This is a genomic window from Rhizobium sp. YS-1r (genome assembly GCF_000757525.1).
Taxonomy (GTDB): domain Bacteria; phylum Pseudomonadota; class Alphaproteobacteria; order Rhizobiales; family Rhizobiaceae; genus Neorhizobium; species Neorhizobium petrolearium.
This window is the reverse complement of record NZ_JPYQ01000015.1, coordinates 15,329-37,941: the sequence shown is the minus strand read 5'-3', so window position 1 is coordinate 37,941 and position 22,613 is coordinate 15,329. Positions and strand designations below refer to the sequence as shown.

Below are 22,613 nucleotides of genomic sequence, written 5' to 3'. Positions count from 1 at the left end.
TTTTGACCCGGCCGGAGTAGTCCTAGTGTCCCTCGTTGGCCGAGACCTTGTATTGCCCGGATTGCGTGGCCGTAACGGTAATCGTCCCTTCCCAGCCGGTTCCATAGATTGCCCTACTGACAGGGAACTCTTTGGGCGGCTTCTTGGCCCCGGGAGATCCCCAAAAGGTCTGCGTCGTCGACCGCATGTCGCCGACGGTGACCGGGTCGTCCTGCAGGATCGAAAGGCTGTCCAGCCTGGGATGCCCATGCTTCCAGGCGGACTTGGATCCTGTCGACGCCTTGTCCCCCATCGAGAGGATCGCAATCCTGGGTGAGATAATGTTCAGCAGCTCGTCACTAACTCCGTTCTCGGCACCATGATGCGCGAGCTGGAGGACGTCAGCTGTGGCCCGTTCGAAAGCAACTGGATCTTGCCAACTGGCATAAACATGCTAATCTTCCGCCAAAAAGAGAGGATGCCATGCAACTTCAACCCATTGCTTCAACTCCCTTCAACCGAACCTCAACGGAAATCACCGATGAGGAAGCAGGGGCGCTTGCTCGTACCACCGTGAACCTCTTCAACGCCTGGAAGCTCACAGACGCGCAGGCTTGCACCTTGCTTGGCGGTTTGTCAGCTCGAACGTGGGCACGTTGGAAAGAAGGCAGCGTCGGACGTATTGATCGAGACCTGAAAATGCGGATGGCTCACCTGATGGGTATCCATAAGGGGGTGCGACATCTGTTTAAGGATCCGACAAGGGGATATGAGTGGATCAAAGCGCCAAATACGGCCTTTGGCGGCAAGTCGGCGCTGGACGTGATGCTGCAAGGCGAGCTTTCTGATCTTGCCGTGATGCGTGAATGGCTCGATGCGGAGCGCAGCGCTTGGTAAGTGGCCTTGCTGTCCGTTCCCATGTGCGCTGGCCAAAGACCTACCGCATCATTCGATCGATCTACCCACCCATCGATTTGTTCGAGGACATCGCCGATCCCCGCGACTGGGAGGCCCTTGCTGCCGTCGAGGCAAAAACCAATCCGCGGATTCGTTTTGAAGTAGGCGATCTAGGCAAGGTGCCCGCCAACCGTCGCGTTTCTGGCCCCGGCGCGAGTTACGTAATGGCCCCATTCGTCCATTGCTCAACAGGGCGGCCAGGACGCTTCACGGATGGAAGCTATGGCATCTACTATGCAGGCGAGAGTGAAGACGTCGCGCTGGCCGAGACAATCCATCACCAACAGAAATTCATGAGTTCGACGCCCCAGCCTCCAGGATGGACATCGGACTTTCGTGTCCTGGTGGGCAGCGTTGACCGGGCACTTGACGACGTGAACGCGGTGCCTGAGGTTCTGCATCCGGACGATTACACCGCTTCGCAAGTTGAGGGACGTAGACTTCGGGCGGCTGGAAGCGATGGCCTCCTGTGGAACAGCGTTCGAAAGCCTGGTCAACGCTGTATCGGCATCTTCTGGCCGGATACCATCCCTGTTCCCGTCCAAGGGCGGCACTACTGCTATCACTGGAACGGTACTCGGGTAGATTTCGTGCGTCAATACGACACTGGAGCGGTACTTGCAGTCACTTAGCTGGTGGCTTGTGGCGCTTGTTCCACAATACCGTGATACCTGCACTCGATCACTAACCGTTAGAGCGCGAGTTGAACACACGCAGGGAAAGTTATCTCTTCTTGCCCTCATTTAGGCTGTTGTTCGGGAGTTAAATTAGGAGTCTGCCATAAAGCGTAATAGGTAAACGCCGCATCAAAAGTCGCACCGCTCGCAGTCTCAACCTCAATGAGAAACCTGGGACTGTTGATTGCCACTGAGAACTGACCCGGCATTTCCACCGAGAATTCTCAATGGAAATATTGGGCTGCGACAGGTCAGTTCTCAGCGGCAATCAACACCGGCCAGAACAACCGAGATCGTAGCGGCGTTGCGGGTCGCCGATCCCGCAGTCGCCGGTGCGGCACTTATTGCCGCCAGAACGCCTGCATCTCCTCGGGCGTTACCTTGCCGTCCTTGTTCGCATCAACGCTGTCGAAAATCCGCTTGTGGACCGCCGTCACCTCCTCGAAGGACAGGGCACCGTCCCCGTCGGTGTCGGCGATTGCGAACATGATCTTCATCATCTGCCCGCGCATGCCCATCGGCGGCATGCCCCCCATCATGCCGGGCTGCATCATCATGCCCCGCCCCATCATTCCGCCCGGCATCATGTCGGAGCCCAGCGTCCCCTGCCCCTGTCCGGTCACGCCCTCTGTTCCCGAGGGCGAGGCCGCCTGCGACGAGTCCGCCGGATGATGCGGATCCGCTCCGCTTGTCTGCGCGAGGGCGAAGCCTGCACTTCCGACGGCGATTGCCGCGGCCAGCAGGACCGCGGCTGGAATTGTTGTCGTTCTCATCTCGTTTCTCCTTTGGCTTGGCTTGGTCCCTTCAAGGCCGATCTCAAGGTCATCGCGGTCAATCCGGAAGGCACGGCAAGAGCGTTGGCAATGGGCGCGGCTTAAAACAATCCCGCCGGCGACTGCATGCCCCACCCCTACTCCGGCAGGCAGCGTTTTTCGATGTCCTGTGCCGCAAATGCCCCGGCGCGCCGCCAGGCCTCATCGGTATCGCCCCGGTAGCTCAGAAACCGGTCGCAGGTCGGCTTGTTGCTGACCAGGTCGAGCACCGCGAATTTCACCCCGCCGACCAGCGTACTCATTTTCTGAACCTCTCCGACCAGCAGGTATCTTGCCCCGGCTTCTCTGGCCTGGACGGATAGCGCTTCCAGTCCGGCGGTTCTTGCCGTGCATTTGCCGCCCCCACAGGTCAGCGGGACAACATTCATCCTCGCGCTGGTGGAGAGACCTTCCTGCAGCGCAGTTCCCAGCACCTTCAGCCGCTTCGCGTGCTCGGCACGCTGGTCCCTGGCTTCTCCGGACGTGTCCCTGAAATCGAAACCGGATGTCGCCAGAGTGACCGGTTCCGCGGCATCGGCGAAACCGGATGCAGCACCTCCGACGATACCAGCGGACGCCATCAGAAGCGCGCAACATGCAGGAAGATACGAACTTGGCATGGGCAGGTGTCGCATTTTCTCCTCCGGCCGGAAAATGGCAGCCGGAATTATAACGCGAACATGCCGTCTCGTCATGCGTGCAGCGAACGGGAAGCGATCGGGCGGGCAGCAGGCTCGGCAACAGCCTGAGCGCCTCCCTGCGAAGACAGTCTCCGGACACCGCCGCCGACCTTCCTTTTGATGAGAGAGGCTTGGCAAAACCCCTCTCCCATCAGACCAAAGTCCTCCCGGGGCCCGACCTTGGTCCCGAGATCTGGATATTTGGTCCCATGCCCATGGATTTGTCCCGACCGCTGCGCCAGACTTACGTAACGGAATGGAGGCGCGAAGCGATGAGCGTCGATTCGTTTTCGCAAGGAGCGTGTGGAGGAAAGCGATGAAGCTGAAGAACTTCCTGAAGAACGGCATCGTGGCCATGGGGCTCGTGGCAGCTTCCGTCGGCGGAGGTGTGGCCGGATTTGCCGACATCGCATTCGCCAAAGGCGGTGACGGCGGTGGCGGTGGAAACGGTGGCGGCAATGGCGGCGGCAATGGCGGCGGAAACGGTGGTGGCAATGGTGGTGGCCATGGGGGCGATCGTGGCCACGGCGGAGGCCGTGACAATGCCTCGGACCGCAGCAATTCGGTCAAAAGCCGCTCGGCATCCGCCGATCGCGGTTCCGGCAAGGAACGGGTCAGGAAGGACACGCCCCGTCAGGCTTCGAAAACGGTGCCCGTGCCGACATCGAAGCCGGCAGCATCCACGCTCGCCGGTCTCAACTCGCTGCAGCGGAACTATCACGCCTATCTCAACACCAGCGATCCGCGCATGGCCTCGCTTTCAGCCTATGTGACGGCCTATGCGGAATATGAGCTCGCCAACGGCATAGATCCGGCCGTGACGGACCCCGCGCTTGGCGAACTGGCGCTGCGCGATGCGCTGGAAGATTTTTCCGGTGCGCCGGTGAGTGACGAAACATTGTCGTGGGCGCAGGATGTTCTGGGCGTCGGCCCTGCGGTCGGCAAGATTGACGAGGTCCGCGAGGATATGACCGTCCAAGCGGCCGCCGAAACAGTCATCGAGGACTGATCCACAAAACCAGCGGCGCTGCATCCCCGTTCAGGCATGCAGCGCCGTCATCTTCAATCCCCGAAATCTGCCTTCGATCCGGACCGGGACCGAAGGCCTCGGCTCAGAACCGGTAGTTCACGCCGGCCTTGAGCACCTGGTCGCGCACGTCGGTCTTCGAGCTGACGCCGCCGGTGGTGCTGCGGACATCGTTGGTCATGGTATAATTGTACTCGAACCGGGCCGAAAGATTGTCGGAAAGCTTCTGCTCGACGCCGGCGCCCACGATCCAGCCCGGCTTCCAGCCATCGGGACCATCGGTGCCCCGATGATCGCCAAAGCTGGTGAGCGCGACGCCTGCGGTGCCATAGACGAGCGTCTGGTTGATGCCGACACCGGCCTTGGCCTTCGCGGCCACGCGGCCCTGTTCCTTGATATTGCCGCCCGGAACGCGACTTTTTACGTTGCCCAGATGGGAAGCCTCGATTTCGCCGCCGATGACGCCGGAATCCAGGTCCATGTTGTAGCCGCCATGGACGCCGAGAACCAGGCCCTTGTCGCCGTCGAAGGGGTTGAGCTTGCGGGACGACATGCCGAGATCGCCGCCGACATAGGCACCGCCCCAGCCGGAGGACGGCGTGGCCGGCTCGTTATAGGCCGGCGGTTCGGAATAGGACGTCAGGTCGGCAGCCCAGACGGGCGTGGTGGAAAATGCGGCGATCAACGCCAGGGCGAAGGGCTTCGCGTTCATGGTATGCTTTACTCCGTACAGCGCCTGCGGATCAAAAAGCGCAAGCAAATTTACTCAGGTTACAAGCGCTGCGCGGCCGTCCCGCCCGTCCTCAGACTTCCCGTACAGCGACGCCGCATCAACGGCGGCTCCCTCTCATTTTCATGAATCTATAAACACTTCCTTAACCGGAGCCCCAGTTGGAGCAGGCAAGCGAAACTGCGAGAGTAACGATTGCGCGAGCACGCCTCACACCCTTTCTGACGGGCCGGGGAAGGCACTACCAGCGGCTATCGGAAGCATAAGCTCGCGGCAGCTGGAATTTCGCCTGCGCTGACAGGCTCCGCCGTTAAGCTGACGTGGGTGCTTGGATTACAAAGTTATGGTGGGGGATCAAAGAGGCCCGGTCGGTATCGGCTCGTGTCAGGGAATGCGACATCTCATGCCGCTTGGCGGACACGTCACGAAACGTCACATGCTTCGCTTTGCAACGTGTCAATCTTGCCGTAGCAAATCTCGCCCCCGCGCGCACTTTCTCGGCGCACGCTACGGCATTTTTACGAGGCGCTCTTCGCAGCTTATCCGGACGAGCGACTGCAGAACCTTTATGCGTTCGATCAGCCAGCGAAGTTCTTCCTCCGTGATTTCATAATGCGGCGAATACCTTGCATCGACGTAGGCCCGATCGAGCCGCTCGAAAGAACGACGCGCGAATTTGGTATCTCGTGGCCATGCCTCGATCAGGCGCGGGTCGATCCGCTCGGCCGAAGAGCGTAGGAATTTCAGGCGATGCGACTTTGGCGAGTAGAGGGTAAGGACGAGCAGGACGCAGTGATACGCTTCTTCCGTCGCCTGATGCAGCATAAAGGAGCCATGTCGCCATATATCCTTGGCGAGCGCAAGTTCAGCCACTTCAAGGGCTTGGTTAGAAAGCTTGAACCACTGCTCGAAATAACCCTCAGCCTCCTTCCTCGCGACTTCTTCGCTGAGCGGCTTCGGTGCCACGAATGGATGGCCTTCCTTCTCGTAGAGCATGATGCCGTCGCGGATGATGTCGATAAAAAACGGCCGTCCGCGTGCCAGCTGGTCGTTCACGTCCTGCAGCGTGTGAACGATGATGTTGACCGGCGTCTCGATTTCCTTGGTGATCGTCAATTCGCGCAGGAAATGATCGGACACGTCGTGCCAGAGATCATTGTCTTCCCCGACGCTCTTCAGGTTGACGACAACGAGAATGTCGTAGTCGGAGCGGTAACCGCTCTTGCGATCGTCCACCCAGTCGCCGCGGGCGTGCGAACCAAAGAGGATGACTTTCAATATCCGTCCGGCTTTCTTCTTTTCGGAAAGCTTCGACTGCTGCGCCGCCTCGAATTCCTCGAAGATGATTTTCAAGGCGCGCGAAAGCTCCCGCTGCTTGCGCTCCGGAAGATGGCCGAGGCCGTCATTGTTGTCCGTCACCAAAACACCCGTGTCCATGGTCTGCGTCGCACCTTCACTCGTAGCTGCAACTTACGCGCTCGGATCCGATTGGCATTCAACATTCACCTCGGACTATCCCCGCCGTCAAGGTCAGAAGAGCGGTAGGCAGCCGATCAACGCGGGCTTTGACCGTCGCGAGAGCCATGTCGCCCGCAAAATGTCCCACATTCACCGGAGCCGAAATTCCGATGAGACCAATCGAGAAAGAAAGATGGAAAACAGTGGCCGAAGACAAAATAGTAGGCTCGATGAGTCTCTAAAGGAAGGCTCATCTTCGTCCTACGGCCTGACTGCACGGATATGCAGGAAGATTGGCGCGACGCGGGTGTCGGCCACAATCGGTTCGGCCGCCGCCACCTCCTCTGAGGCCATCGGCTCGCCAAAGGCCTCGATGACAAGCCCGGCGCCGACGATCATCGATACCCAGGTTGACAGCGTGCGGTGGAAGCGGGGGATCGAAAATGGCGTCAGCCTCGCCCGCTCCTCGGCCGGAATGTCAGAAAACAGCCAGCGCTCTATGCGTCCCTCGGTCTCGTCGAAGTAATCGGCCACCTGAACGGCCACCGCCTCGCCCCGTTCGTCGCGGATATTCCTGCGTGTCGGCGGCACGAAACAGGGATGCAGGATCGAAAACTGCAGGAATCCGCCGGGTTTGAGCACCCGCGCCACCTCCTTCAGCACACCCTGCTGGTCGGCCATGTCCATCATCGACATGAAGGCGGTGACGAAATCGAAACTTGCATCCGGAAAACCGATCGTCTGGCCGTCGCCGAGCACATAATCGATACCGAGTGGATCCTGCTCCTCGGTCTCGCGACCGTAACGCAGAAAGGTCGGCGCAATGTCGAGGCCGGTCATCCTTGCGCCGAGCCTTGCGACGGCGCGGGTGTTCGTCCCCTCCCCGCAGCCGAGATCGAGCCCCTTCAGGCCTGCGACCGGCGGCAGCATTTCCAGAAAGGCCGGCGTGTTTAGCGCATCCCGGTACTTGTCGTGGCCTGCCCGCGAATAGATCGTCCAGGTCTCGGCATTGCCTTCCCAGTGGGCAGCGACAGTTTTCGCGTCCATGCTCGTGCTCCTCGCGCTGATGAAATGGGCGGCGAGCTATATCCGCGGTCGATGACAATGAAAAGACGAAAACACCTTCCGAAGGCAAAACCTCCGGAAGGTGCTGGTCGAAACGGCTCGGCGGGCCTAAAAACCCGGACGGCGGCTGCGGTGGAATCTGGAGACCTCTTCGCGGAAGCCGATATCGCGAAGAAGATGCTCGTCAAACAGGAAGCGGTTGCGGAGTTTTGCCCGGGCGTGCTCACCATCGGTGGCATCCGTGTCATAGGGCGGATTCAGCCAGCGGCCGGAAACACCGAAGATTGCCGCCATTAAACCTCTCCTCAACATCGGCGCCCCTCCCCTTCAGGCCGCCGCGGCCGGAAGGCAGGCGTCGCATATCGCCTGGAGATGCCGGTGATCCGTGCCGCAGCAGCCTCCGAGCACCCGCATTCCCGGATAATTCTTCCGAAGCGTCCGGTAGCGGGCACCGAGGTCAAGCGGATCGCCGATGTCGAGTTCCGGCGCTTCATCGAGCTCCTGATGGCTTTTCACCGACGCGTTGGCGCGGATGCCGGCGATCCGCTTCACCCAGGCTTCACCGCGGGAAAGCGCATCTTCGAAATGGCTCGGATGGGCGCAGTTGACCATGTAATAGGCCGCATATCCGTCAGTTGCCGCGTCCGTCTCCTCGATCGCCGCCTGCAGCGTCTTGCCGTTGACGAGCCTGCCGTCCGTCTCCACGGTGAAGGAGACGACACAGGGCATTCCGACGCGTTTCGCGGCGCGGGTGATACCGACCGCCTCGCCGATATTGTTCATCGTAATCGCCGAGATCATGTCCGCCTGGCTTGCGGCAAAGGCCTCCGCCTGGAAGGCGTGATAGTCCTCGGCCGCCAGCGGGTCCATGTTGCCGTCCCTGTAGCCATCGCCGCGCGGACCGATGACACCGTTCAGGACGACCGGGGCGCCCGGCTTTTCCCAGGCCTTGCGCAGTTCCGCGATGAAGTCGACCGAGCGGATGTTGATCTCTCGGAGCGTCTCGATATCGTAGCCGAGCTGCGGTCCCCAGTCGGCATTCGCCCGCCAGGTGGGCGTATCGAGGATGAAGCCGAGGCCTCGCTCGCGGGCGATCGCAAGATAAGTCTCATAGTATTCCGTCAGTTCCTCACGGCCCTTTCTGTCATCCAGAAGTGGAAAGGCGGCGAATGCCGGAAGATCGATGCCGCGATGAAAGACAAGTGTCGTTTCAAGACCGCCATCGGTAAGGAAATCGCCGCTTTTTAGCTGCGGCAGGTTATGGCGATATTTGGCCATTGTCCGTCTCCTGTGGTAAAAGAAGATCATGGGCGGCCGAATATTGCTCCTGGCCTCCCGGGGAATGGCCGATTTTTCGCAGAAGAACGGGCATCTGCTCTAGTGAGCGCGTGGTACAGCCGCGCGATATTTCGGAAATGCCAAGCGATATCGGGAGGTTAGCATGTCTCCGAGAGAAGAGATGCTTGAGGAACCCGTTTCAGGACGGGGAGAAACTGTACCGGTGGTCAAGTTTTCTGAACCACGGGACACGCGCAAGGGAGCTGCGACCCGTGACCGCATCATGGAGATCGCCCAGGCCGCGGTCCTTGCCAAAGGTTTTGCCGCGACTTCGATCGAGGAAGTCATTGCCGAAGCCGGTATCACCAAGAGCGGTTTCTTCTACCATTTCCGGGACAAGAACGAGCTGGCGCGCGAAATGCTGCGCCGCTACGTGGCCGAAAACGACCGGATTTTCGACGAGATTTTCGGCCGCGCGCGCGAACTCAACGACGACCCGCTGCAAGCTTTCCTGCTGGGACTAAAGCTGCTCAGCGAACTGGCACGCGACCTGCCGGGCGGGCATCCGGGCTGCCTCATCGCCTCGATCTGCTATCAGGAACGGCTCTTCGATCGCGACATCCATGAAACGAACGCCAATTCGGTCAAGGCCTGGAACGCCCGTTTCCTCGGCTATATCGAAGAGATCGTCGCCGTTTATCCACCACGCGATCCGGTCAACCTCGAAGACGTGGCGAACATGCTCTCCTGCATCTTTGACGGCTCGATCATCATGTCGAAGGCGCTCAAGGATCCGGCGCAAATGGAGCGGCAGATTCTGGCCTACCGCTCCTACATCAAGCTGCTGTTTTCGAGTTAGCCGGGCCGCCTATTGCAGGGTGCGGTAGGCCGCCTGCGTGCCGGCCGGAACCTCCGGGGCGGCCGCGATCTCGCCGCCGTCGAGGCCGGTCGCCACGACCGAGACGCGGAACTTGCCGTCGAGATTGCGGTCGAAGATCGCGCCGACGACGATATCGGCATCATCCATGACCTCGTCGCGGATGCGGCTTGCCGCCTCGTCCACCTCGAACAGCGTCATGTCGGAGCCGCCGGAGATCGAGATCAGCACGCCTCTGGCGCCCTTCATGGAAATCTCGTCGAGCAGCGGATTGGCGATCGCCGCCTCCGCGGCGGTCAGCGCCCGCTGGTCGCCGGAAGCTTCGCCGGTGCCCATCATCGCCCGTCCCATGCCCTTCATCACCGATTTCACGTCGGCGAAATCGAGGTTGATCAAACCTTCCTTGACGATCAGGTCGGTAATGCAGCCGACACCGGAAAACAGAACCCGGTCAGCGGTCATGAAGGCGTCGGCGAACGTGGTTTTTGCGTCGGCGATGCGGAAGAGGTTCTGGTTCGGAATGACGATCACGGTATCGGCCGCCCGGCGCAGCTCCTCGATGCCGGTTTCGGCCGTCTTCATGCGGCGGTTGCCCTCGAAGGTGAAGGGCTTCGTCACCACGCCGACCGTCAGGATGCCGGCGTTGCGGGCAGCCTGGGCGATGATCGGCGCAGCACCCGTTCCCGTGCCACCGCCCATGCCTGCGGTCACGAAGCACATGTGCGAGCCGGAAAGATGGTCCATGATCTCGTCGATCGATTCCTCTGCCGCCGCGCGGCCGATCTCCGGCAGCGAACCGGCACCGAGGCCTTCCGTCACATGCGCTCCGAGCTGGATGCGGCGCGAGGCCTTCGATGTCGCGAGCACCTGCGCATCCGTATTGGCGGCGATGAAATCGACGCCTTCCAGGTTTTCGGCAATCATGTTGTTGATGGCGTTGCCGCCGCCGCCGCCAACGCCGATCACGGTGATCTTCGGCCGCATTTCGGTAATCTGGTGTCTATTGCCGTCCGTCATCGCAATCTCCTTGGCATCGGCTGTGCCGGCGGGGTCGCCCCATCGGCCCCCGAATCAGTTTGTATTTTAGCTGCGCAAGAAGGCAGAGGCTTGGCGAAAGAACAAGCTCCGCGCGGGTGTGGATCGGCAGGCGAGATTTTCCACAAGTAGCGAGGAACTTTTTTCGGGCACCACAATTGTAAAGAATCGATCAAAAAAGAGAGAGGAGCACTGCGTCCCATGCCCACGTCTGCCGCATCCACGTCCGTCGCATCGCCGGATGACCACATCCTCACGGCGCAGGAGGCACTCGAGCCGCTTTTCCTGGCGCTTGAAGAAGAAGCTGAAGTCAAGATGGTTGCCGCTGCGCTGCGTGCCGGATGGTCCGCCGAGGCCGCGGTCGCCGCCATCGATGAGCTGCGCCGTGCGGAGCTCGTGCCAGGCAACCGTGCCCGCCATTGATTCATCACAAAAACTCGTTCGCCTCATAGCGCCGGATGGCCTAAGTCTACCGCATTGCACAAAGCGCAGACGAGGAAGGTCATGACGATCAGGAATATTTGCATCTACGGCGCGGGCGCGCTTGGTGGAGCGTTTGCTGCAAGGATCGCAAGCGGGCTCGGTGAAGAGGTGAACGTGTCCGTCGTGGCACGCGGCGCGCATCTGGCGGCCATCCGTGAAAAGGGTTTGACCGTTGCGAAGGGCGGCAGCGACGCCCCACCGCTTCATGTGCGGGTCGCCGCCACCAGCGATCCTTCGGAGCTGCCCAAGCAGGACCTCGTCATTACCGGTCTCAAGGGCCATCAGCTTGCCGAAGCGGCGGAAGGCCTTGCCGGCCTGACCAAGGACGGCACGCGCGTGATCATGATTCTCAACGGCATTCCGTGGTGGTATTTTCACCGGGACGAGGAAAGCGGTCATGCGGAACGCCAGCTTCCCGAGCTCGATCCGGACGGCGAGCTCTGGCGGCTCGTCGGGCCGGAGCGGGTGCTCGGCTGTGTCGCCTATCAGGGCGCAGAAGTGATCGCGCCCGGCACCGTCCGGCTCAACGGCGACGGCCGCTTCTTCCTCGGAGAGCCCTCCGGCGATCTTTCCAGGGACCTCGTGACGATTGCCGACCTCTTCGGCCGCGCAGGCCTCACCATCATCCCGACCCAGCGCATCCGCGATGCGATCTGGACGAAGCTGATGGGCAATGCCGCCTACAACCCGATCAGCGCGCTCACCCGCGGCCTTATGAACTCCATCATGGAAAATCCGCCGCTGGTCGAACAGATCGGCAAGGTCATGGCGGAAACCAAGGCAGTCGGCGAAGCTCTCGGCGCGGTCTTCAGCAGTGGCGTTCAGGAGGAATTGGGGCGGTCGGGAGGGTTCGGCCCGGTCCGGACTTCAATGCTTCAGGACCTCATCGCCGGCAAGCCGCTGGAAATCGTGCCTCTCACCGGCATGGTGGTCGCGCTCGGTAAGCTCGCAGGCGTTCCAACTCCGACCTGCGAGACCGTGCTGGCGCTCACCGTCCAGCTCGATCGCGAAAACCTCAAAAAATGAATCAACCTCCTCTAATTTAGGATAAGGAAATTGGTGTAAGCATTTGAAGAATAACCAATGCCGATTTCCAACCGGCATTGGTTCCGATGAGGATCTTCACTTTTTCACCTGTTCCGCCCAGTTCGGCGCATTGCTCTTGCCATCCAGGAAGGGCAGCACGGTCGGAACCATAACCGGAGATGCGAAGGCCTCGTAGTGGGTGAGATCGGGCAGTATCGCCAGCCGGTTCTTCGACATGTTCTCGCGCATCCAGCCGGCGTCCTTCAACCCGCCGCCAAGTTTCTGGTAGAACTCGACGATATGTTCGGGACGGATCATGTCGCTGTCGCCATAGACCAGCATGACCGGCATGGTCAGCTTGGCAACCGCTTCCGAAAAGTCGTAGTCGCGACGCATCAGGTCACCCATGGCGTCGAGCAGCCGCGGGAACTCCGAAACGTCCGGCGCCACGGCCTTGTAGGAGAGGAACATCGGCGTGTTCTTCATCATCTCGGCCATTGCGGCGCTGACAGATTCCTGCTGCGGGATCATTTCCGGAAAGAAACCGTTTTTGGCGAAGGGAGCCGAAGCGATGACGAGCCGCCGCACCTTCTCCGGCGCCTGTGCCGCCATTTGCAGAGCGACACCACCGCCCATGGAATAGCCCAGCACATCGACCCGGCTGTAGCCGAGTTCTGAGACAATCTTGCCCATATCGGCGCCGATCGCTTCCAGCGTGATCGGCCGCTTGCCCAGAGGCGTGCGGCCATGACCCTGAAGGTCGACGCCGATCACCTGCCGGTGTTCGGTGAGCGCCGGCATGATCGGCGCAAACATGTCGATCGAGCCAAGACCGCCATGCAGCAGCAGCAGCGGTTCTCCCTCGCCACGGACCTCGTAATAGTAGCTGATGCCGCCTGCCTCGATATGTCCTTTCTTCGATGGCTCAACGACAATGGCCTGGGGCGCGGCAGGCTTGGATTCCTGCGCTATGGCAATAGCGGGAATCATCGATGCAGCAGCGACAGCGATAAGGGTCGCAAACATTCTGATTGGCATGACTTCCTCCTCAAAGGATCGGTTCGTGATGCCCCAAGGACGGTGAACCGGGAGTAAGGCCGACAAAGCCATCCAAAAATTCTTTTCACGAAAGAAAAATCCCGCCGCGAGAGACGGCGGGATATCAAGTCAGGAGGTCAAATATTATTATTGCTCGGCGGCTGCAGGGGACGAAAGCCGCCTGATTGAACTCCGGCACAGCACCTCTTTCGTGCCAGCGCAGAATTCGAAGTTCACAGGAACTAACCCTCAGGTAACCGTAAGGTTCCACCATTCGTTAACGACGTACCGCTAGCATTAATGAACTTCGATGCAGGCATGAATGAGGCAGGGATGGCCGCCCCGAATTTCCGCTTTACCCACTACGATCTGAAACCGCAGCGCGCGGGCACGACGATCGAGGTGACGCTGAGTGCGGTCAACAACGTGCGCCTGATGACGGCCACCAATTTCCAGCGCTTCACCGAACGGCTCGATTTCAAATATGTCGGCGGCGTCGCCAAGCGGTCACCGATCCGGCTGGTCATTCCGGAAAACGGCCATTGGCATCTGATCGTCGATATGGAAGGCCATAACGGACTTGCGGAATCCTCCGTCAAGCTGATTGCCGCCCCCGCCAATGCACTGAGCCAGAAGCAGGCATCGTGAGCGTTCCAAGCCGCGGCCGTGCGCGCACCCCTATTCCGCGTTCCGCTCCTTTCGCAGCTTGACCCACCAGTCGAGCCGCTTCCTGATCTCACGCTCGAAACCGCGTTCCGGCGGATCATAGAAGGTCTTCCGCCCCATCTTTTCGGGGAAATAATCCTGACCGGAGAAGGCGTCCGGCTCGTCATGGTCATAGCGATAGCCTTCGCCGTAGCCCTCGCCCTTCATCAACTTGGTCGGTGCGTTGAGAATGTGCTTCGGCGGCAGAAGCGAGCCGTTTTCCTTGGCGGCCCGTGTCGCTGCCTTGAAAGCGGTGTAAACCGCATTCGATTTCGGCGCGGTCGCCAGATAGACGCAGGCCTCGGCGAATGCCAGCTCACCCTCGGGTGATCCGAGATAATCGTAAGCATCCTTGGCGGCGTTGGCGATGACGAGCGCCTGCGGATCGGCAAGCCCGATATCCTCCACCGCCATGCGCACCAGCCGCCGGCCGAGATAAAGAGGATCCTCCCCGGCATCGAACATGCGCGCAAGGTAATACAGCGCCGCATCCGGATCGGAACCGCGCACCGACTTGTGCAGCGCGGAGATGAGATTGTAATGGCCGTCCTGCGCCTTGTCGTACACCGGCGCGCGGCGTTGGACGATCTCCGTGAGACCTGCCGTATCGAAGATTTCCCCTTCCCTCGCCGCACGCCAGACTTCTTCGGCAAGCGTCAGCACGGCGCGTCCGTCGCCATCCGCCATGCGGATCAAGCTCGCGCGTGCATCGCCATCAAGCGGCAGCGGCTTGCCCTCGGCATGCTCGGCACGCTTCAACAGCTCTTCCAGGCTCTCCTCGTCATGCGAGCGGAAGGTGAGCACCCGGGCGCGGGACAGAAGTGCGGCATTGAGTTCGAAGCTCGGATTTTCGGTCGTCGCACCGACCAGGATGACCGTCCCGTCCTCCATGACCGGCAGAAAGCTGTCCTGCTGGGCGCGGTTGAAGCGGTGGATCTCATCGACGAAAAGCAGCGTCTGGCGGCCGTCCATGCGGCGCATGCGAGCTGCCTCGAAGACCTTCTTCAGGTCCGCGACGCCGGAAAAGATCGCCGAGATCTGCTCGAAGGCAAGCCCCGCTTCGCCCGACAGGAGCCGCGCCACCGTGGTCTTGCCGGTGCCGGGCGGTCCCCAGAAGATCATCGATCCGAGCGAACCGGAAGCGATCATGCGCCGCAGAACGCCGTCCTCGCCGGTCAGATGCGGCTGGCCGGTGACGTCGGCGAGCGTCTTCGGGCGCAGCCGATCGGCGAGCGGCCGCCGGTTGGCGACCTCTTCCGGAACCTTTGGCGCGAAGAGATCACTGCTCATCGAAAAAATTGCCTTATACGCTGTCCGTCGCGTTCAATCTCGACCCGCCAGAAACCCGGATCATCATCCAGCATGGTTTCCAGTGCCTTCGTCGTCGTGACGGTCGTGCCGTTCAGAGAGATGACAATATCCCTCGGCGCAAAGCCGTAGCGGGCGGCCGGAGAGCCGCGCATCACATCCGTCACCACCACGCCCGCCTTTTCCGCCGGGATATGCAGTTCCGTTGCAAGCCTCGGCGAAAGATTGGCAACTCTCAGGCCGGCAAACGGATTGCGACCTTCGAGCAGCCGCTCATCCCTGGGGATCGTCTCCGGCGCCGTGTTGAGCGCAAGATCGATCTGCCGTTCGCCGTCGCTCGTCTGGACCGTCAGGGCGGCCTGCTTGCCGAGACCCGCAGTCGTCAGGCGGTAACCGAGCGCATCCGGGTGCTCGACCTGGACGCCGTTGACCGCCGTCACCACTTCCCCCGGCTTCAGCCCAGCCCTGTCGGCAGGCCCGCCTTCGACCACCCGGACGACCAGCGCGCCACGGGCAGCCTTGAGGCCCAGGGCCTCGGCAACGTCGGAGGTCACCGCATCGAACGTCGCCCCGACATACGGCCGTTCGAATGTCGTCCTGCCTTCGGCAGCCGCAGCCAGGAATACCTTTACCAGGTTCGCCGGAATGGCAAAACCAACACCGTTCGAACCGCCGCCGCGTGAGAAGATCGCGGTATTGATGCCGATCAGCTCGCCATTCATATTCATCAGCGCACCGCCGGAATTGCCAGGGTTGATCGATGCGTCGGTCTGGATGAAGAAACCGAAATCCCCGGTGGTTACCTGATTGCGGGCAAGTGCGGAGACGATGCCGCTTGTCACCGTCTGACCGACACCGAACGGGTTGCCGATCGCGAGCACCAGGTCGCCTACTTCGACGCGGTCAGAATCGCCGATGGTCAGGACCGGAAAATGCTCTTTCGCCTTGATCCGCAGCACCGCGAGGTCGACGCTTTCATCCTTCAAGACGACATCGCAGGGGAATTCGCGGCCGTCGGCCAACGCGATCTTGATGTCATCAGCGCCCTGGACGACATGATTGTTGGTGACCACCAATCCATCTTGCGAAAGGATGACGCCAGACCCCAGCGAAGACTGCTTTTCCGTGCGGTTCGGCATGCGCTGGCCGAAGAACTGCTCGAAGAAGGGATCACCCGCAAATGGATTGAGTCGCTGCACGACGCGCTCGGCATAGACATTCACGACCGCGCCCGCCGTCTGCTTGACCAGCGGCGCAAAGGAGAGCTGCATCTCCTGCCGGCTCTGCGGTACCGTCTTCTGCTCCTGGCCAAGGGCCGTGACGGGCATTACGAGAGTGAGGGCGAGAAGACCTGTCGACACGCGTTTCAGCACGCTCAGCATATGATTCCTCTTTGCTAAATCCGGAACGATTTGTAGCGCGGGACGCTAGAAAGGAAAGGTGGCGGAACCGCGGAAACTACGGCGAAAACCATCAGGATCACCGTGCTATATAGGTGCGATACGGGGAGTAAGCTATGGGATTTGTGGCAAAGGCGAAGGGCTGGGCGAAAAGCCTGAAGCGCGACATCGTGGCGCTGTGGCTTGCTGCCCGCGACGAGCGCGTTCCGCTCCGTGCCAAGCTCGTCGCGGGCGCGGTGGCAGCTTATGCGCTTTCGCCGATCGACCTCATCCCGGACTTCGTCCCAGTGCTCGGCTATCTCGACGACCTGCTGATCGTGCCAGTCGGCATCCTGCTGGCAATCCGGTTGGTTCCCGAAGAACTGATGGCGGAGTTCCGTGTGAAGGCGGCCCACCGGGTGGAGTGCCCCGTCAGTCGTGGCGGTCTCGCCTTCATCCTTGCCATCTGGCTGTTCTGCCTCATCTTGCTCCTTTGGAGCCTCCAAAGGCTGATCTGACCTGCCGGCTCCGCGCATCGAAATCGAGGATAAGCTGGCATGAAACATATCGTCACAACAGTCGCATTGAGCGGATTTCTGTTCGCAATGGCACTCCCGACGCTCCCCCGGAATGCTTCCGCCGCGAGTTTCGATTGCGATCGTCCGGACCTAGCCGCGGACGAAAAGGTCATCTGCGATACACGCGCGCTCAACGATGACGACGTGAAAATGGTGACCACTTTCGAGCTGCTTTCGGGCCTTCTTGCGATGGGATCGAGGGGCGCGATGCAGGACGAACAGGTGGAGTGGCTGAAAAGGCGCCATGCCTGCGGCGGGGATGCGGATTGCATCCGCGCTGCATATCAGGAGCGGTTAAAGCAGTTCGATGAGGTTTATAATAACCTTAACCGGCCGCTTTGAACAAAACCGTTACGGTGGGTTAAGCAGGCCGTCCTCTTTAAGAGCGCGTAATGCCTCCGACAGGGTCAATCCCTCATGGCGCTTCCACCACTGACCCGTATGCCTGTACCAATGCAGGTCAAAGCGATCTGGCCCCATACGATCGAGCCTCGCGAAAGGCGCGTCGAACTCTTCGCCCTTGTTGTGCTGCATGCCCGAGCGATAGCGCTGCACGAACCGGTAGCGGCCGCCCGACCAGCGGCCGGCAATGTCGACGACATAGTTCCATTGCGTCGGCCTGATCTCCGGCAGGAAACGCGGCTTCAAAAAAGTGTCGATAAAGTCTTCACATGCCGCGTCGATCCGCCGCTTTTCGGCGGCTTCGGGCTTTACGGGTCGGTCGGGACTTCGCACCCATATGCCTTTTCTACCCGCCATGATATCTCCCAACCAACAGTGCTCGCGAGTCCAGCGCATGAAACTGCAGCAACATCATATAAGCACTCTCTTCGATCAGCGGTATATCGATCGCGGCAAGGCCTATTTCGAGGAGGGCCTGGTCGAGATCATCTCGTTCCAGGCAGACAAGGTCACCTCGCGCTGCGCCGGAACGAGACTGTACAGGGTCGAGCTCGTCATGAAGGACAGCCAGTTGACCGGCCAATGTACCTGCCCCGCCTTTTCCGACTTCGGCCCCTGCAAGCATATGGCTGCGACCGCATTCGCGGCGACGGTCCATACCCGGGATACCTATCGCCCGAGCGCCGTTTATATCGCGCGCCGGGACAAGTTCGAGGCCCTAAAGCGACAGCTTCGACGCATGACCAAGGCCGAACTCATCGACATCATTGCCCAACATCTCGGTGATGACGAGGAACTGACGAATTCCATTCTAGCTTCCGAAGAGGAACGGGAGTAATCGCCGCCGCGTCTATTCCGGCAAAATCCTCACCGCGCCCTTGTCGGCACTGGCGGCGAAGGCTGCGTAGGCCTTCAGGGCTGTCGTGACGTTGCGCTTGCGGGGCTTTTCCGGCTTCCAGCCGAGCTTGTCCTGCTCAGCGCGACGCTCAGCCAGTTCGGCATCGGAGACCTTCAGGTTGATCGTGCGGTTCGGGATGTCGATCTCGATCGTATCGCCCTGGCGCACCAGGCCGATTGCGCCGCCCTGGGCCGCTTCCGGCGAGGCATGGCCGATCGACAGGCCCGACGTGCCGCCGGAGAAGCGGCCATCGGTGATGAGCGCGCAGGCCTTGCCGAGGCCCTTCGATTTCAGATAGCTGGTCGGATAGAGCATTTCTTGCATGCCCGGCCCGCCTTTCGGACCCTCGTAGCGGATGACGACGACATCGCCGGCCTTGACCTCATTGTTGAGGATGCCCTTCACGGCGGCGTCCTGGCTTTCGAAGACGACGGCGGGGCCGGAAAACTTCAGGATGGATTCGTCAACGCCGGCAGTCTTCACGATGCAGCCGTCGAGCGCGATATTGCCGTAGAGCACGGCAAGACCGCCATCCTTGGAGAATGGGTGGTCGACCGAGCGAATGATGCCCTTCTCGCCGTCGATGTCGAGTTCGTCCCAACGCGACGACTGGCTGAAGGCGACCTGGGTCGGCACGCCGCCGGGCGCCGCCTTGAAGAATTCGCGCACGGTCTCGGAATTGGTCCGGGTGATGTCCCAGCGGTCGATGGCATCGCCAAGCGTCGCCTCGTGCACCGTGTAGCAATCGCGGTTGATCAGGCCGCCGCGATCGAGCTCGCCGAGAATGCGCATGATGCCGCCGGCGCGGTGGACGTCCTCCATGTGCACGTCGCTCTTGGCCGGCGCGACCTTGGAGAGGCACGGGACCCTGCGCGACAGGCGATCGATATCGTCCATGGTGAAATCGACGCCGCCCTCATAGGCCGCCGCCAGGATGTGCAGCACGGTATTGGTGGAGCCGCCCATGGCAATATCGAGCGCCATGGCGTTTTCGAAAGCCTGCTTGGTGGCGATCGAACGCGGCAGGACGCTTTCGTCCTCCTGCTCGTAATAGCGGCGGGCGAGATCGACGATCAGGTGGCCGGCCTCGACAAACAGCCGCCTGCGGGCGGCATGGGTGGCGAGCGTCGACCCGTTGCCGGGCAGCGACAGGCCGAGCGCTTCCGTCAGACAGTTCATCGAATTGGCGGTAAACATGCCCGAGCACGAGCCGCAGGTCGGACAAGCGGAGCGCTCGATGACCTTGACGTCCTCGTCGGAAACCTGATCGTCGGCGGCCGCGACCATGGCGTCAACCAGGTCGAGTGCAACCTTCTTTCCGTGCAGGACGACCTTGCCGGCCTCCATCGGGCCACCGGAGACGAAGACGGCCGGAATGTTGAGCCGCATCGCCGCATTCAGCATGCCGGGAGTGATCTTGTCGCAATTGGAGATGCAGACCATGGCATCGGCGCAATGGGCATTGACCATATACTCGACGCTATCGGCGATGATCTCGCGCGAGGGCAGCGAATAGAGCATGCCGTCATGGCCCATGGCAATGCCGTCGTCGACCGCGATCGTGTTGAACTCCTTGGCGACGCCGCCGGCCGCTTCGATCTCGCGGGCGACAAGCTGGCCGAGATCCTTCAGATGCACGTGGCCGGGCACGAACTGCGTAAACGAATTGACGACGGCGATGATCGGCTTTCCGAAATCACCGTCCTTCATGCCGGTGGCACGCCACAGTCCGCGTGCGCCGGCCATGTTGCGGCCATGGGTCGTGGTTCTGGAGCGATAAGCAGGCATGGTGTCGTCCTCGATGTCCTTCGGGCCTGCAACAGTCTACCGCTTTCTCGGAGGCCGCGCAAAAAGCCCTTGTTTTGCGGCCTTCCTACCGCAAACGGCAGAGGGTGTCACTATCACGACAGGTCAAAGCGGTACGGTTGAACAGCTATCGCTCACGCAACTCGTCCGGATGAACACCAAAATGGTCAAGGATGATCTGCAGGTTCCGCCGGTGAGATTTGAAGAACAGGTCGAAGACGTCGCCTGCCAACGGGACGCTGCCGAGAACGGAGTCGACGGCGATATTGCCAAGCATCGGCACCAGCTTTGCCGACGGCAGACCGAGCCGGCGGGCTTCATTGACGATGTAAAGGCCGACCAGAGCACCGCCCGCATCGCCTATGACCGGAATCAGGCCGAAAACCGAATCTGCGCCGAACCGGATGCCGGTGCCCGGAATTCGCACCGCCGTATCCATCAGCCGCGCGATCGCCGCAAGACGGCGCAGGCGCCGCAACGCCTCAACCTTCTCGATCGGATCTGCAAAACGTTTATCCATCCATTCATTCCATATTCCTGCCGCATCCCCACGCCTGCGGCAGGGTTAAGCATTCCAGCCACGAAGAAATGTGTAGAGGGAAGTAGAGTTCCCCCTGCCGATTTATTCCATCAAGAGGACACACGATTTTTCACGCAAACGTGGCTTGCGGTAATCTTTGCGCCGCTGTGAAACCTTTTCGATCGGCATTACGTATAAAGAGGAGAGGCACATCTTGCCTCAGAGGAGATTTCGCCATGGCCGCCTATCGTCCGCTGCATATTCCCACGTCCGAAATCACACCGCGGGAGATCTATATGTCGCGCCGCAGCTTCCTGGGGACGGCGGCCGCGGGACTGATGCTCGCCGGCTCCGGCAACGCACTGGCAGCGCCGCTCACGGCCTCGCCCAGCGCCTTCAAGGTGGACGAGCCTCTGACGCCGAAGGAGGCGGTGACCACCTACAACAATTTCTACGAATTCGGCGTCAACAAGGAAGATCCGTCGCAAAATGCCGGAGCCTTCAAGCCGACACCGTGGTCAGTCAAGGTCGAGGGCATGGTCGGCAAGCCGAAAGAGTTCGGCCTTGACGAACTCATGAAGATGCAGCTTGAGGAGCGTACCTACCGGCTGCGCTGCGTCGAAGGCTGGTCCATGGTGATACCGTGGATCGGCTTTCCGCTCTCGGCCCTTTTGGATCAGGTCGAGCCGCTCGGCAGCGCCAAATACGTGGCCTTCGAAACGGTCGTGCGACCGGAGGAAATGCCGGGGCAAAGCGGCTTTTTCCAGCCGCTTTCCTGGCCCTATATCGAAGGGCTTCGCCTCGACGAGGCCCGGCATCCGCTGACCATTCTTGCCGTCGGTCTCTACGGGGAAACGCTGCCGAACCAGAACGGCGCACCGATCCGTCTCGTCGTTCCGTGGAAGTACGGCTTCAAGAGCATCAAGTCGATCGTGAAGATCTCGCTCGTAGAAAAACAGCCCGAAACCACGTGGAAGAATGCCAATGCCCGCGAATACGGCTTCTATTCCAACGTCAATCCCGCGGTCGATCACCCGCGCTGGAGCCAGGCGACGGAACAGCGGATCGGCGAAGGCGGCTTCTTCGGTGCGGCCAGGCGCCCCACATTGCCCTTCAACGGCTACGCGGACCAGGTGGCCAGCCTCTATTCCGGCATGGACCTGAAGGCGAATTATTGACCATGGTCGGTATTCCCGCCCTGCCCCGCCGCTACCATTCAGCCAGCATCTGGGCGCTCTATGGGATCGGCCTGTGCCCGGCTGTCTGGTATTTCTATCTGGCCGCGACCGGCGGGCTCGGGTTCAACCCGGTCAAGGAGTTCGAGCATCTTCTCGGCATCTGGGCGCTTCGCTTCATCATCGCGACGCTTGCCATTACCCCGTTGCGCGATCTGCTGGGCGTCAACTGGATCCGCTATCGCCGAGCGCTTGGGCTTCTCGCCTTCTATTACGTGCTGATGCACTTTACGGTCTATGCGCTGCTCGACCTCAGACTCGATCTCGGCGCGGTCGGAGGCGACATCGCCAAGCGGCCCTATATCACGATCGGCTTTGCCTGCCTGCTGCTGCTCATCCCCCTCGCGGTCACCTCCAACAACTGGTCGATCCGCAAGCTGCAGCAGGGATGGAACAGGCTCCACAAGCTCATCTATCTGATCGCCGCCGGCGGCGCATTCCACTATGTCCTTGCGGTCAAATCGGTCACCTTCGTACCGTTCATCCATGTGGCATTGATTGCGCTGCTCATTGCCTATCGCCCGCTACGCCGGCCGATCCTCAGCTGGAAACGCGGCAAACCTAAAATGGCGCAAGCAACACGCTGAAATCGGGCAAGATATGGAAAGACCGGGCACAAGGCCCGGTCTTCGTTGGACCGCGGGAAATCGGTCCTTCTGC

The 22,613-nt window shown here is 60.8% G+C and carries 27 protein-coding genes; 12 read left to right on the top strand and 15 right to left on the bottom strand.

Annotation, left to right across the window (positions count from 1 at the left end; genetic code table 11):
* Positions 1 to 22: 22 nt before the first annotated feature.
* Positions 23 to 292: a hypothetical protein gene (locus JL39_RS13605; protein ID WP_037151212.1), complete on the bottom strand. Its 270-nt coding sequence runs from the start codon at positions 290 to 292 to the stop codon at positions 23 to 25.
* A 170-nt stretch (positions 293 to 462) separates the two neighbouring features.
* Between JL39_RS13605 and JL39_RS13600 the strand changes: the two genes are divergently transcribed.
* On the top strand, positions 463 to 876 hold the full coding sequence (locus JL39_RS13600; RefSeq protein ID WP_037151210.1) for an MbcA/ParS/Xre antitoxin family protein: 414 nt from the start codon (positions 463 to 465) through the stop codon (positions 874 to 876).
* Complete coding sequence (locus JL39_RS13595) at positions 870 to 1,568, top strand: RES family NAD+ phosphorylase (protein WP_037151207.1); 699 nt, start codon at positions 870 to 872, stop codon at positions 1,566 to 1,568. The genes JL39_RS13600 and JL39_RS13595 overlap by 7 nt, the downstream gene beginning before the upstream one ends.
* A 386-nt stretch (positions 1,569 to 1,954) precedes the next feature.
* On the opposite strand, the gene JL39_RS13590 is transcribed toward JL39_RS13595, so the two are convergent.
* Together JL39_RS13590 and JL39_RS31945 are read right to left on the bottom strand one after the other, a co-directional pair.
* On the bottom strand, positions 1,955 to 2,386 hold the full coding sequence (locus JL39_RS13590; RefSeq protein ID WP_037151204.1) for an EF-hand domain-containing protein: 432 nt from the start codon (positions 2,384 to 2,386) through the stop codon (positions 1,955 to 1,957).
* Positions 2,387 to 2,523: 137 nt separating this feature from the next.
* On the bottom strand, positions 2,524 to 3,006 hold the full coding sequence (locus JL39_RS31945; RefSeq protein WP_037151271.1) for a DUF2380 domain-containing protein: 483 nt from the start codon (positions 3,004 to 3,006) through the stop codon (positions 2,524 to 2,526).
* A 415-nt stretch (positions 3,007 to 3,421) separates the two neighbouring features.
* Between JL39_RS31945 and JL39_RS31580 the strand changes: the two genes are divergently transcribed.
* Entirely contained in the window at positions 3,422 to 4,114 is a 693-nt protein-coding gene (locus JL39_RS31580; RefSeq protein ID WP_037151201.1) for a hypothetical protein, read from the top strand.
* A 103-nt stretch (positions 4,115 to 4,217) separates the two neighbouring features.
* Here JL39_RS31580 and JL39_RS13575 read toward each other — a convergent pair whose 3' ends face one another.
* The 5 genes from JL39_RS13575 to JL39_RS13555 form a co-directional block, all read right to left on the bottom strand.
* On the bottom strand, positions 4,218 to 4,844 hold the full coding sequence (locus JL39_RS13575) for an outer membrane protein (protein ID WP_052182855.1): 627 nt from the start codon (positions 4,842 to 4,844) through the stop codon (positions 4,218 to 4,220).
* 525 nt (positions 4,845 to 5,369) lie between these two features.
* Positions 5,370 to 6,299 carry a HEPN domain-containing protein gene (locus tag JL39_RS13570; RefSeq protein ID WP_037151199.1) on the bottom strand — a complete coding sequence of 310 codons (930 nt, stop codon included), beginning with the start codon at positions 6,297 to 6,299 and terminating at the stop codon, positions 5,370 to 5,372.
* A gap of 282 nt (positions 6,300 to 6,581) precedes the next feature.
* Entirely contained in the window at positions 6,582 to 7,367 is a 786-nt protein-coding gene (locus JL39_RS13565) for a class I SAM-dependent methyltransferase (RefSeq protein WP_037151196.1), read from the bottom strand.
* Between the two features lie 126 nt (positions 7,368 to 7,493).
* Positions 7,494 to 7,679, bottom strand: coding sequence for a hypothetical protein (locus JL39_RS13560; protein ID WP_037151193.1), 186 nt, complete (start codon positions 7,677 to 7,679; stop codon positions 7,494 to 7,496).
* Between the two features lie 33 nt (positions 7,680 to 7,712).
* A complete protein-coding gene (locus tag JL39_RS13555) occupies positions 7,713 to 8,663 on the bottom strand; it encodes a homocysteine S-methyltransferase family protein (protein ID WP_037151191.1) in 951 nt (316 codons plus the stop codon).
* A gap of 283 nt (positions 8,664 to 8,946) precedes the next feature.
* On the opposite strand from JL39_RS13555, the gene JL39_RS13550 reads away from it, so the two are divergent.
* Positions 8,947 to 9,522 carry a TetR/AcrR family transcriptional regulator gene (locus JL39_RS13550; RefSeq protein ID WP_037151264.1) on the top strand — a complete coding sequence of 192 codons (576 nt, stop codon included), beginning with the start codon at positions 8,947 to 8,949 and terminating at the stop codon, positions 9,520 to 9,522.
* A 9-nt stretch (positions 9,523 to 9,531) separates the two neighbouring features.
* Here JL39_RS13550 and ftsZ read toward each other — a convergent pair whose 3' ends face one another.
* Positions 9,532 to 10,557: a cell division protein FtsZ gene (gene ftsZ / locus JL39_RS13545; protein ID WP_037151188.1), complete on the bottom strand. Its 1,026-nt coding sequence runs from the start codon at positions 10,555 to 10,557 to the stop codon at positions 9,532 to 9,534.
* 219 nt (positions 10,558 to 10,776) lie between these two features.
* On the opposite strand from ftsZ, the gene JL39_RS13540 reads away from it, so the two are divergent.
* Positions 10,777 to 10,998 (top strand): hypothetical protein, encoded by a 222-nt coding sequence (locus JL39_RS13540; RefSeq protein ID WP_037151184.1) that lies wholly within the window; start codon positions 10,777 to 10,779, stop codon positions 10,996 to 10,998.
* A gap of 81 nt (positions 10,999 to 11,079) precedes the next feature.
* A complete protein-coding gene (locus JL39_RS13535) occupies positions 11,080 to 12,084 on the top strand; it encodes a 2-dehydropantoate 2-reductase (protein WP_037151182.1) in 1,005 nt (334 codons plus the stop codon).
* A 96-nt stretch (positions 12,085 to 12,180) separates the two neighbouring features.
* On the opposite strand, the gene JL39_RS13530 is transcribed toward JL39_RS13535, so the two are convergent.
* The gene (locus JL39_RS13530; RefSeq protein WP_037151179.1) at positions 12,181 to 13,122 is read right to left on the bottom strand and encodes an alpha/beta fold hydrolase; all 942 of its coding nucleotides are present in this window, start codon (positions 13,120 to 13,122) and stop codon (positions 12,181 to 12,183) included.
* A gap of 333 nt (positions 13,123 to 13,455) precedes the next feature.
* Between JL39_RS13530 and JL39_RS13525 the strand changes: the two genes are divergently transcribed.
* The gene (locus JL39_RS13525; RefSeq protein ID WP_037151261.1) at positions 13,456 to 13,770 is read left to right on the top strand and encodes a DUF1883 domain-containing protein; all 315 of its coding nucleotides are present in this window, start codon (positions 13,456 to 13,458) and stop codon (positions 13,768 to 13,770) included.
* Positions 13,771 to 13,800: 30 nt separating this feature from the next.
* Here the strand turns inward: JL39_RS13525 and JL39_RS13520 are convergent, their stop codons facing one another.
* Both JL39_RS13520 and JL39_RS13515 read right to left on the bottom strand, forming a co-directional pair.
* On the bottom strand, positions 13,801 to 15,117 hold the full coding sequence (locus tag JL39_RS13520; protein ID WP_037151176.1) for a replication-associated recombination protein A: 1,317 nt from the start codon (positions 15,115 to 15,117) through the stop codon (positions 13,801 to 13,803).
* Positions 15,114 to 16,517, bottom strand: a complete 1,404-nt coding sequence (locus JL39_RS13515; protein ID WP_037151174.1) for a DegQ family serine endoprotease — start codon at positions 16,515 to 16,517, stop codon at positions 15,114 to 15,116. Before JL39_RS13515 ends, JL39_RS13520 begins: the two co-directional genes overlap by 4 nt.
* Before the next feature lie 134 nt (positions 16,518 to 16,651).
* Here JL39_RS13515 and JL39_RS13510 point away from each other — a divergent pair, with 134 nt between their 5' ends.
* Together JL39_RS13510 and JL39_RS13505 are read left to right on the top strand one after the other, a co-directional pair.
* The gene (locus JL39_RS13510) at positions 16,652 to 17,032 is read left to right on the top strand and encodes a YkvA family protein (RefSeq protein ID WP_037151171.1); all 381 of its coding nucleotides are present in this window, start codon (positions 16,652 to 16,654) and stop codon (positions 17,030 to 17,032) included.
* Positions 17,033 to 17,119: 87 nt separating this feature from the next.
* Entirely contained in the window at positions 17,120 to 17,434 is a 315-nt protein-coding gene (locus JL39_RS13505; protein ID WP_081952836.1) for a hypothetical protein, read from the top strand.
* Between the two features lie 9 nt (positions 17,435 to 17,443).
* Here the strand turns inward: JL39_RS13505 and JL39_RS13500 are convergent, their stop codons facing one another.
* Positions 17,444 to 17,851, bottom strand: a complete 408-nt coding sequence (locus tag JL39_RS13500; protein WP_037151169.1) for a hypothetical protein — start codon at positions 17,849 to 17,851, stop codon at positions 17,444 to 17,446.
* Positions 17,852 to 17,888: 37 nt separating this feature from the next.
* Here JL39_RS13500 and JL39_RS30535 point away from each other — a divergent pair, with 37 nt between their 5' ends.
* Positions 17,889 to 18,332 carry an SWIM zinc finger family protein gene (locus JL39_RS30535; RefSeq protein ID WP_052182851.1) on the top strand — a complete coding sequence of 148 codons (444 nt, stop codon included), beginning with the start codon at positions 17,889 to 17,891 and terminating at the stop codon, positions 18,330 to 18,332.
* A gap of 12 nt (positions 18,333 to 18,344) precedes the next feature.
* On the opposite strand, the gene ilvD is transcribed toward JL39_RS30535, so the two are convergent.
* Both ilvD and JL39_RS13485 read right to left on the bottom strand, forming a co-directional pair.
* Positions 18,345 to 20,180: a dihydroxy-acid dehydratase gene (gene ilvD, locus JL39_RS13490; protein WP_037151166.1), complete on the bottom strand. Its 1,836-nt coding sequence runs from the start codon at positions 20,178 to 20,180 to the stop codon at positions 18,345 to 18,347.
* Positions 20,181 to 20,325: 145 nt separating this feature from the next.
* A complete protein-coding gene (locus JL39_RS13485) occupies positions 20,326 to 20,718 on the bottom strand; it encodes a DUF4112 domain-containing protein (protein ID WP_037151164.1) in 393 nt (130 codons plus the stop codon).
* Positions 20,719 to 20,954: 236 nt separating this feature from the next.
* Between JL39_RS13485 and msrP the strand changes: the two genes are divergently transcribed.
* On the top strand, positions 20,955 to 21,896 hold the full coding sequence (msrP, locus tag JL39_RS13480) for a protein-methionine-sulfoxide reductase catalytic subunit MsrP (protein ID WP_037151162.1): 942 nt from the start codon (positions 20,955 to 20,957) through the stop codon (positions 21,894 to 21,896).
* A gap of 2 nt (positions 21,897 to 21,898) precedes the next feature.
* On the top strand, positions 21,899 to 22,540 hold the full coding sequence (gene msrQ / locus JL39_RS13475) for a protein-methionine-sulfoxide reductase heme-binding subunit MsrQ (protein ID WP_037151159.1): 642 nt from the start codon (positions 21,899 to 21,901) through the stop codon (positions 22,538 to 22,540).
* The last annotated feature ends 73 nt before the right edge of the window (positions 22,541 to 22,613 follow it).

What these genes read in the sequence shown, in the direction of transcription:
- msrP (WP_037151162.1), top strand. Translation starts at nt 20,955, where the DNA reads ATGGCCGCCTATCGTCCGCTGCATATTCCCACGTCCGAAATCACACCG.
- JL39_RS13570 (WP_037151199.1), bottom strand. Translation starts at nt 6,299, where the DNA reads ATGGACACGGGTGTTTTGGTGACGGACAACAATGACGGCCTCGGCCAT.
- JL39_RS13560 (WP_037151193.1), bottom strand. Translation starts at nt 7,679, where the DNA reads ATGGCGGCAATCTTCGGTGTTTCCGGCCGCTGGCTGAATCCGCCCTAT.
- JL39_RS31580 (WP_037151201.1), top strand. Translation starts at nt 3,422, where the DNA reads ATGAAGCTGAAGAACTTCCTGAAGAACGGCATCGTGGCCATGGGGCTC.
- ftsZ (WP_037151188.1), bottom strand. Translation starts at nt 10,557, where the DNA reads ATGACGGACGGCAATAGACACCAGATTACCGAAATGCGGCCGAAGATC.
- JL39_RS13530 (WP_037151179.1), bottom strand. Translation starts at nt 13,122, where the DNA reads ATGCCAATCAGAATGTTTGCGACCCTTATCGCTGTCGCTGCTGCATCG.
- JL39_RS31945 (WP_037151271.1), bottom strand. Translation starts at nt 3,006, where the DNA reads ATGGCGTCCGCTGGTATCGTCGGAGGTGCTGCATCCGGTTTCGCCGAT.
- JL39_RS13550 (WP_037151264.1), top strand. Translation starts at nt 8,947, where the DNA reads ATGGAGATCGCCCAGGCCGCGGTCCTTGCCAAAGGTTTTGCCGCGACT.
- JL39_RS13565 (WP_037151196.1), bottom strand. Translation starts at nt 7,367, where the DNA reads ATGGACGCGAAAACTGTCGCTGCCCACTGGGAAGGCAATGCCGAGACC.
- JL39_RS13525 (WP_037151261.1), top strand. Translation starts at nt 13,456, where the DNA reads ATGGCCGCCCCGAATTTCCGCTTTACCCACTACGATCTGAAACCGCAG.
- JL39_RS13535 (WP_037151182.1), top strand. Translation starts at nt 11,080, where the DNA reads ATGACGATCAGGAATATTTGCATCTACGGCGCGGGCGCGCTTGGTGGA.
- JL39_RS13605 (WP_037151212.1), bottom strand. Translation starts at nt 292, where the DNA reads ATGGGGGACAAGGCGTCGACAGGATCCAAGTCCGCCTGGAAGCATGGG.
- JL39_RS13590 (WP_037151204.1), bottom strand. Translation starts at nt 2,386, where the DNA reads ATGAGAACGACAACAATTCCAGCCGCGGTCCTGCTGGCCGCGGCAATC.
- JL39_RS13515 (WP_037151174.1), bottom strand. Translation starts at nt 16,517, where the DNA reads ATGCTGAGCGTGCTGAAACGCGTGTCGACAGGTCTTCTCGCCCTCACT.
- msrQ (WP_037151159.1), top strand. Translation starts at nt 21,899, where the DNA reads ATGGTCGGTATTCCCGCCCTGCCCCGCCGCTACCATTCAGCCAGCATC.
- ilvD (WP_037151166.1), bottom strand. Translation starts at nt 20,180, where the DNA reads ATGCCTGCTTATCGCTCCAGAACCACGACCCATGGCCGCAACATGGCC.
- JL39_RS13510 (WP_037151171.1), top strand. Translation starts at nt 16,652, where the DNA reads ATGGGATTTGTGGCAAAGGCGAAGGGCTGGGCGAAAAGCCTGAAGCGC.
- JL39_RS13600 (WP_037151210.1), top strand. Translation starts at nt 463, where the DNA reads ATGCAACTTCAACCCATTGCTTCAACTCCCTTCAACCGAACCTCAACG.
- JL39_RS13520 (WP_037151176.1), bottom strand. Translation starts at nt 15,117, where the DNA reads ATGAGCAGTGATCTCTTCGCGCCAAAGGTTCCGGAAGAGGTCGCCAAC.
- JL39_RS13555 (WP_037151191.1), bottom strand. Translation starts at nt 8,663, where the DNA reads ATGGCCAAATATCGCCATAACCTGCCGCAGCTAAAAAGCGGCGATTTC.
- JL39_RS13540 (WP_037151184.1), top strand. Translation starts at nt 10,777, where the DNA reads ATGCCCACGTCTGCCGCATCCACGTCCGTCGCATCGCCGGATGACCAC.
- JL39_RS30535 (WP_052182851.1), top strand. Translation starts at nt 17,889, where the DNA reads ATGAAACTGCAGCAACATCATATAAGCACTCTCTTCGATCAGCGGTAT.
- JL39_RS13500 (WP_037151169.1), bottom strand. Translation starts at nt 17,851, where the DNA reads ATGGCGGGTAGAAAAGGCATATGGGTGCGAAGTCCCGACCGACCCGTA.
- JL39_RS13575 (WP_052182855.1), bottom strand. Translation starts at nt 4,844, where the DNA reads ATGAACGCGAAGCCCTTCGCCCTGGCGTTGATCGCCGCATTTTCCACC.
- JL39_RS13505 (WP_081952836.1), top strand. Translation starts at nt 17,120, where the DNA reads ATGGCACTCCCGACGCTCCCCCGGAATGCTTCCGCCGCGAGTTTCGAT.
- JL39_RS13485 (WP_037151164.1), bottom strand. Translation starts at nt 20,718, where the DNA reads ATGGATAAACGTTTTGCAGATCCGATCGAGAAGGTTGAGGCGTTGCGG.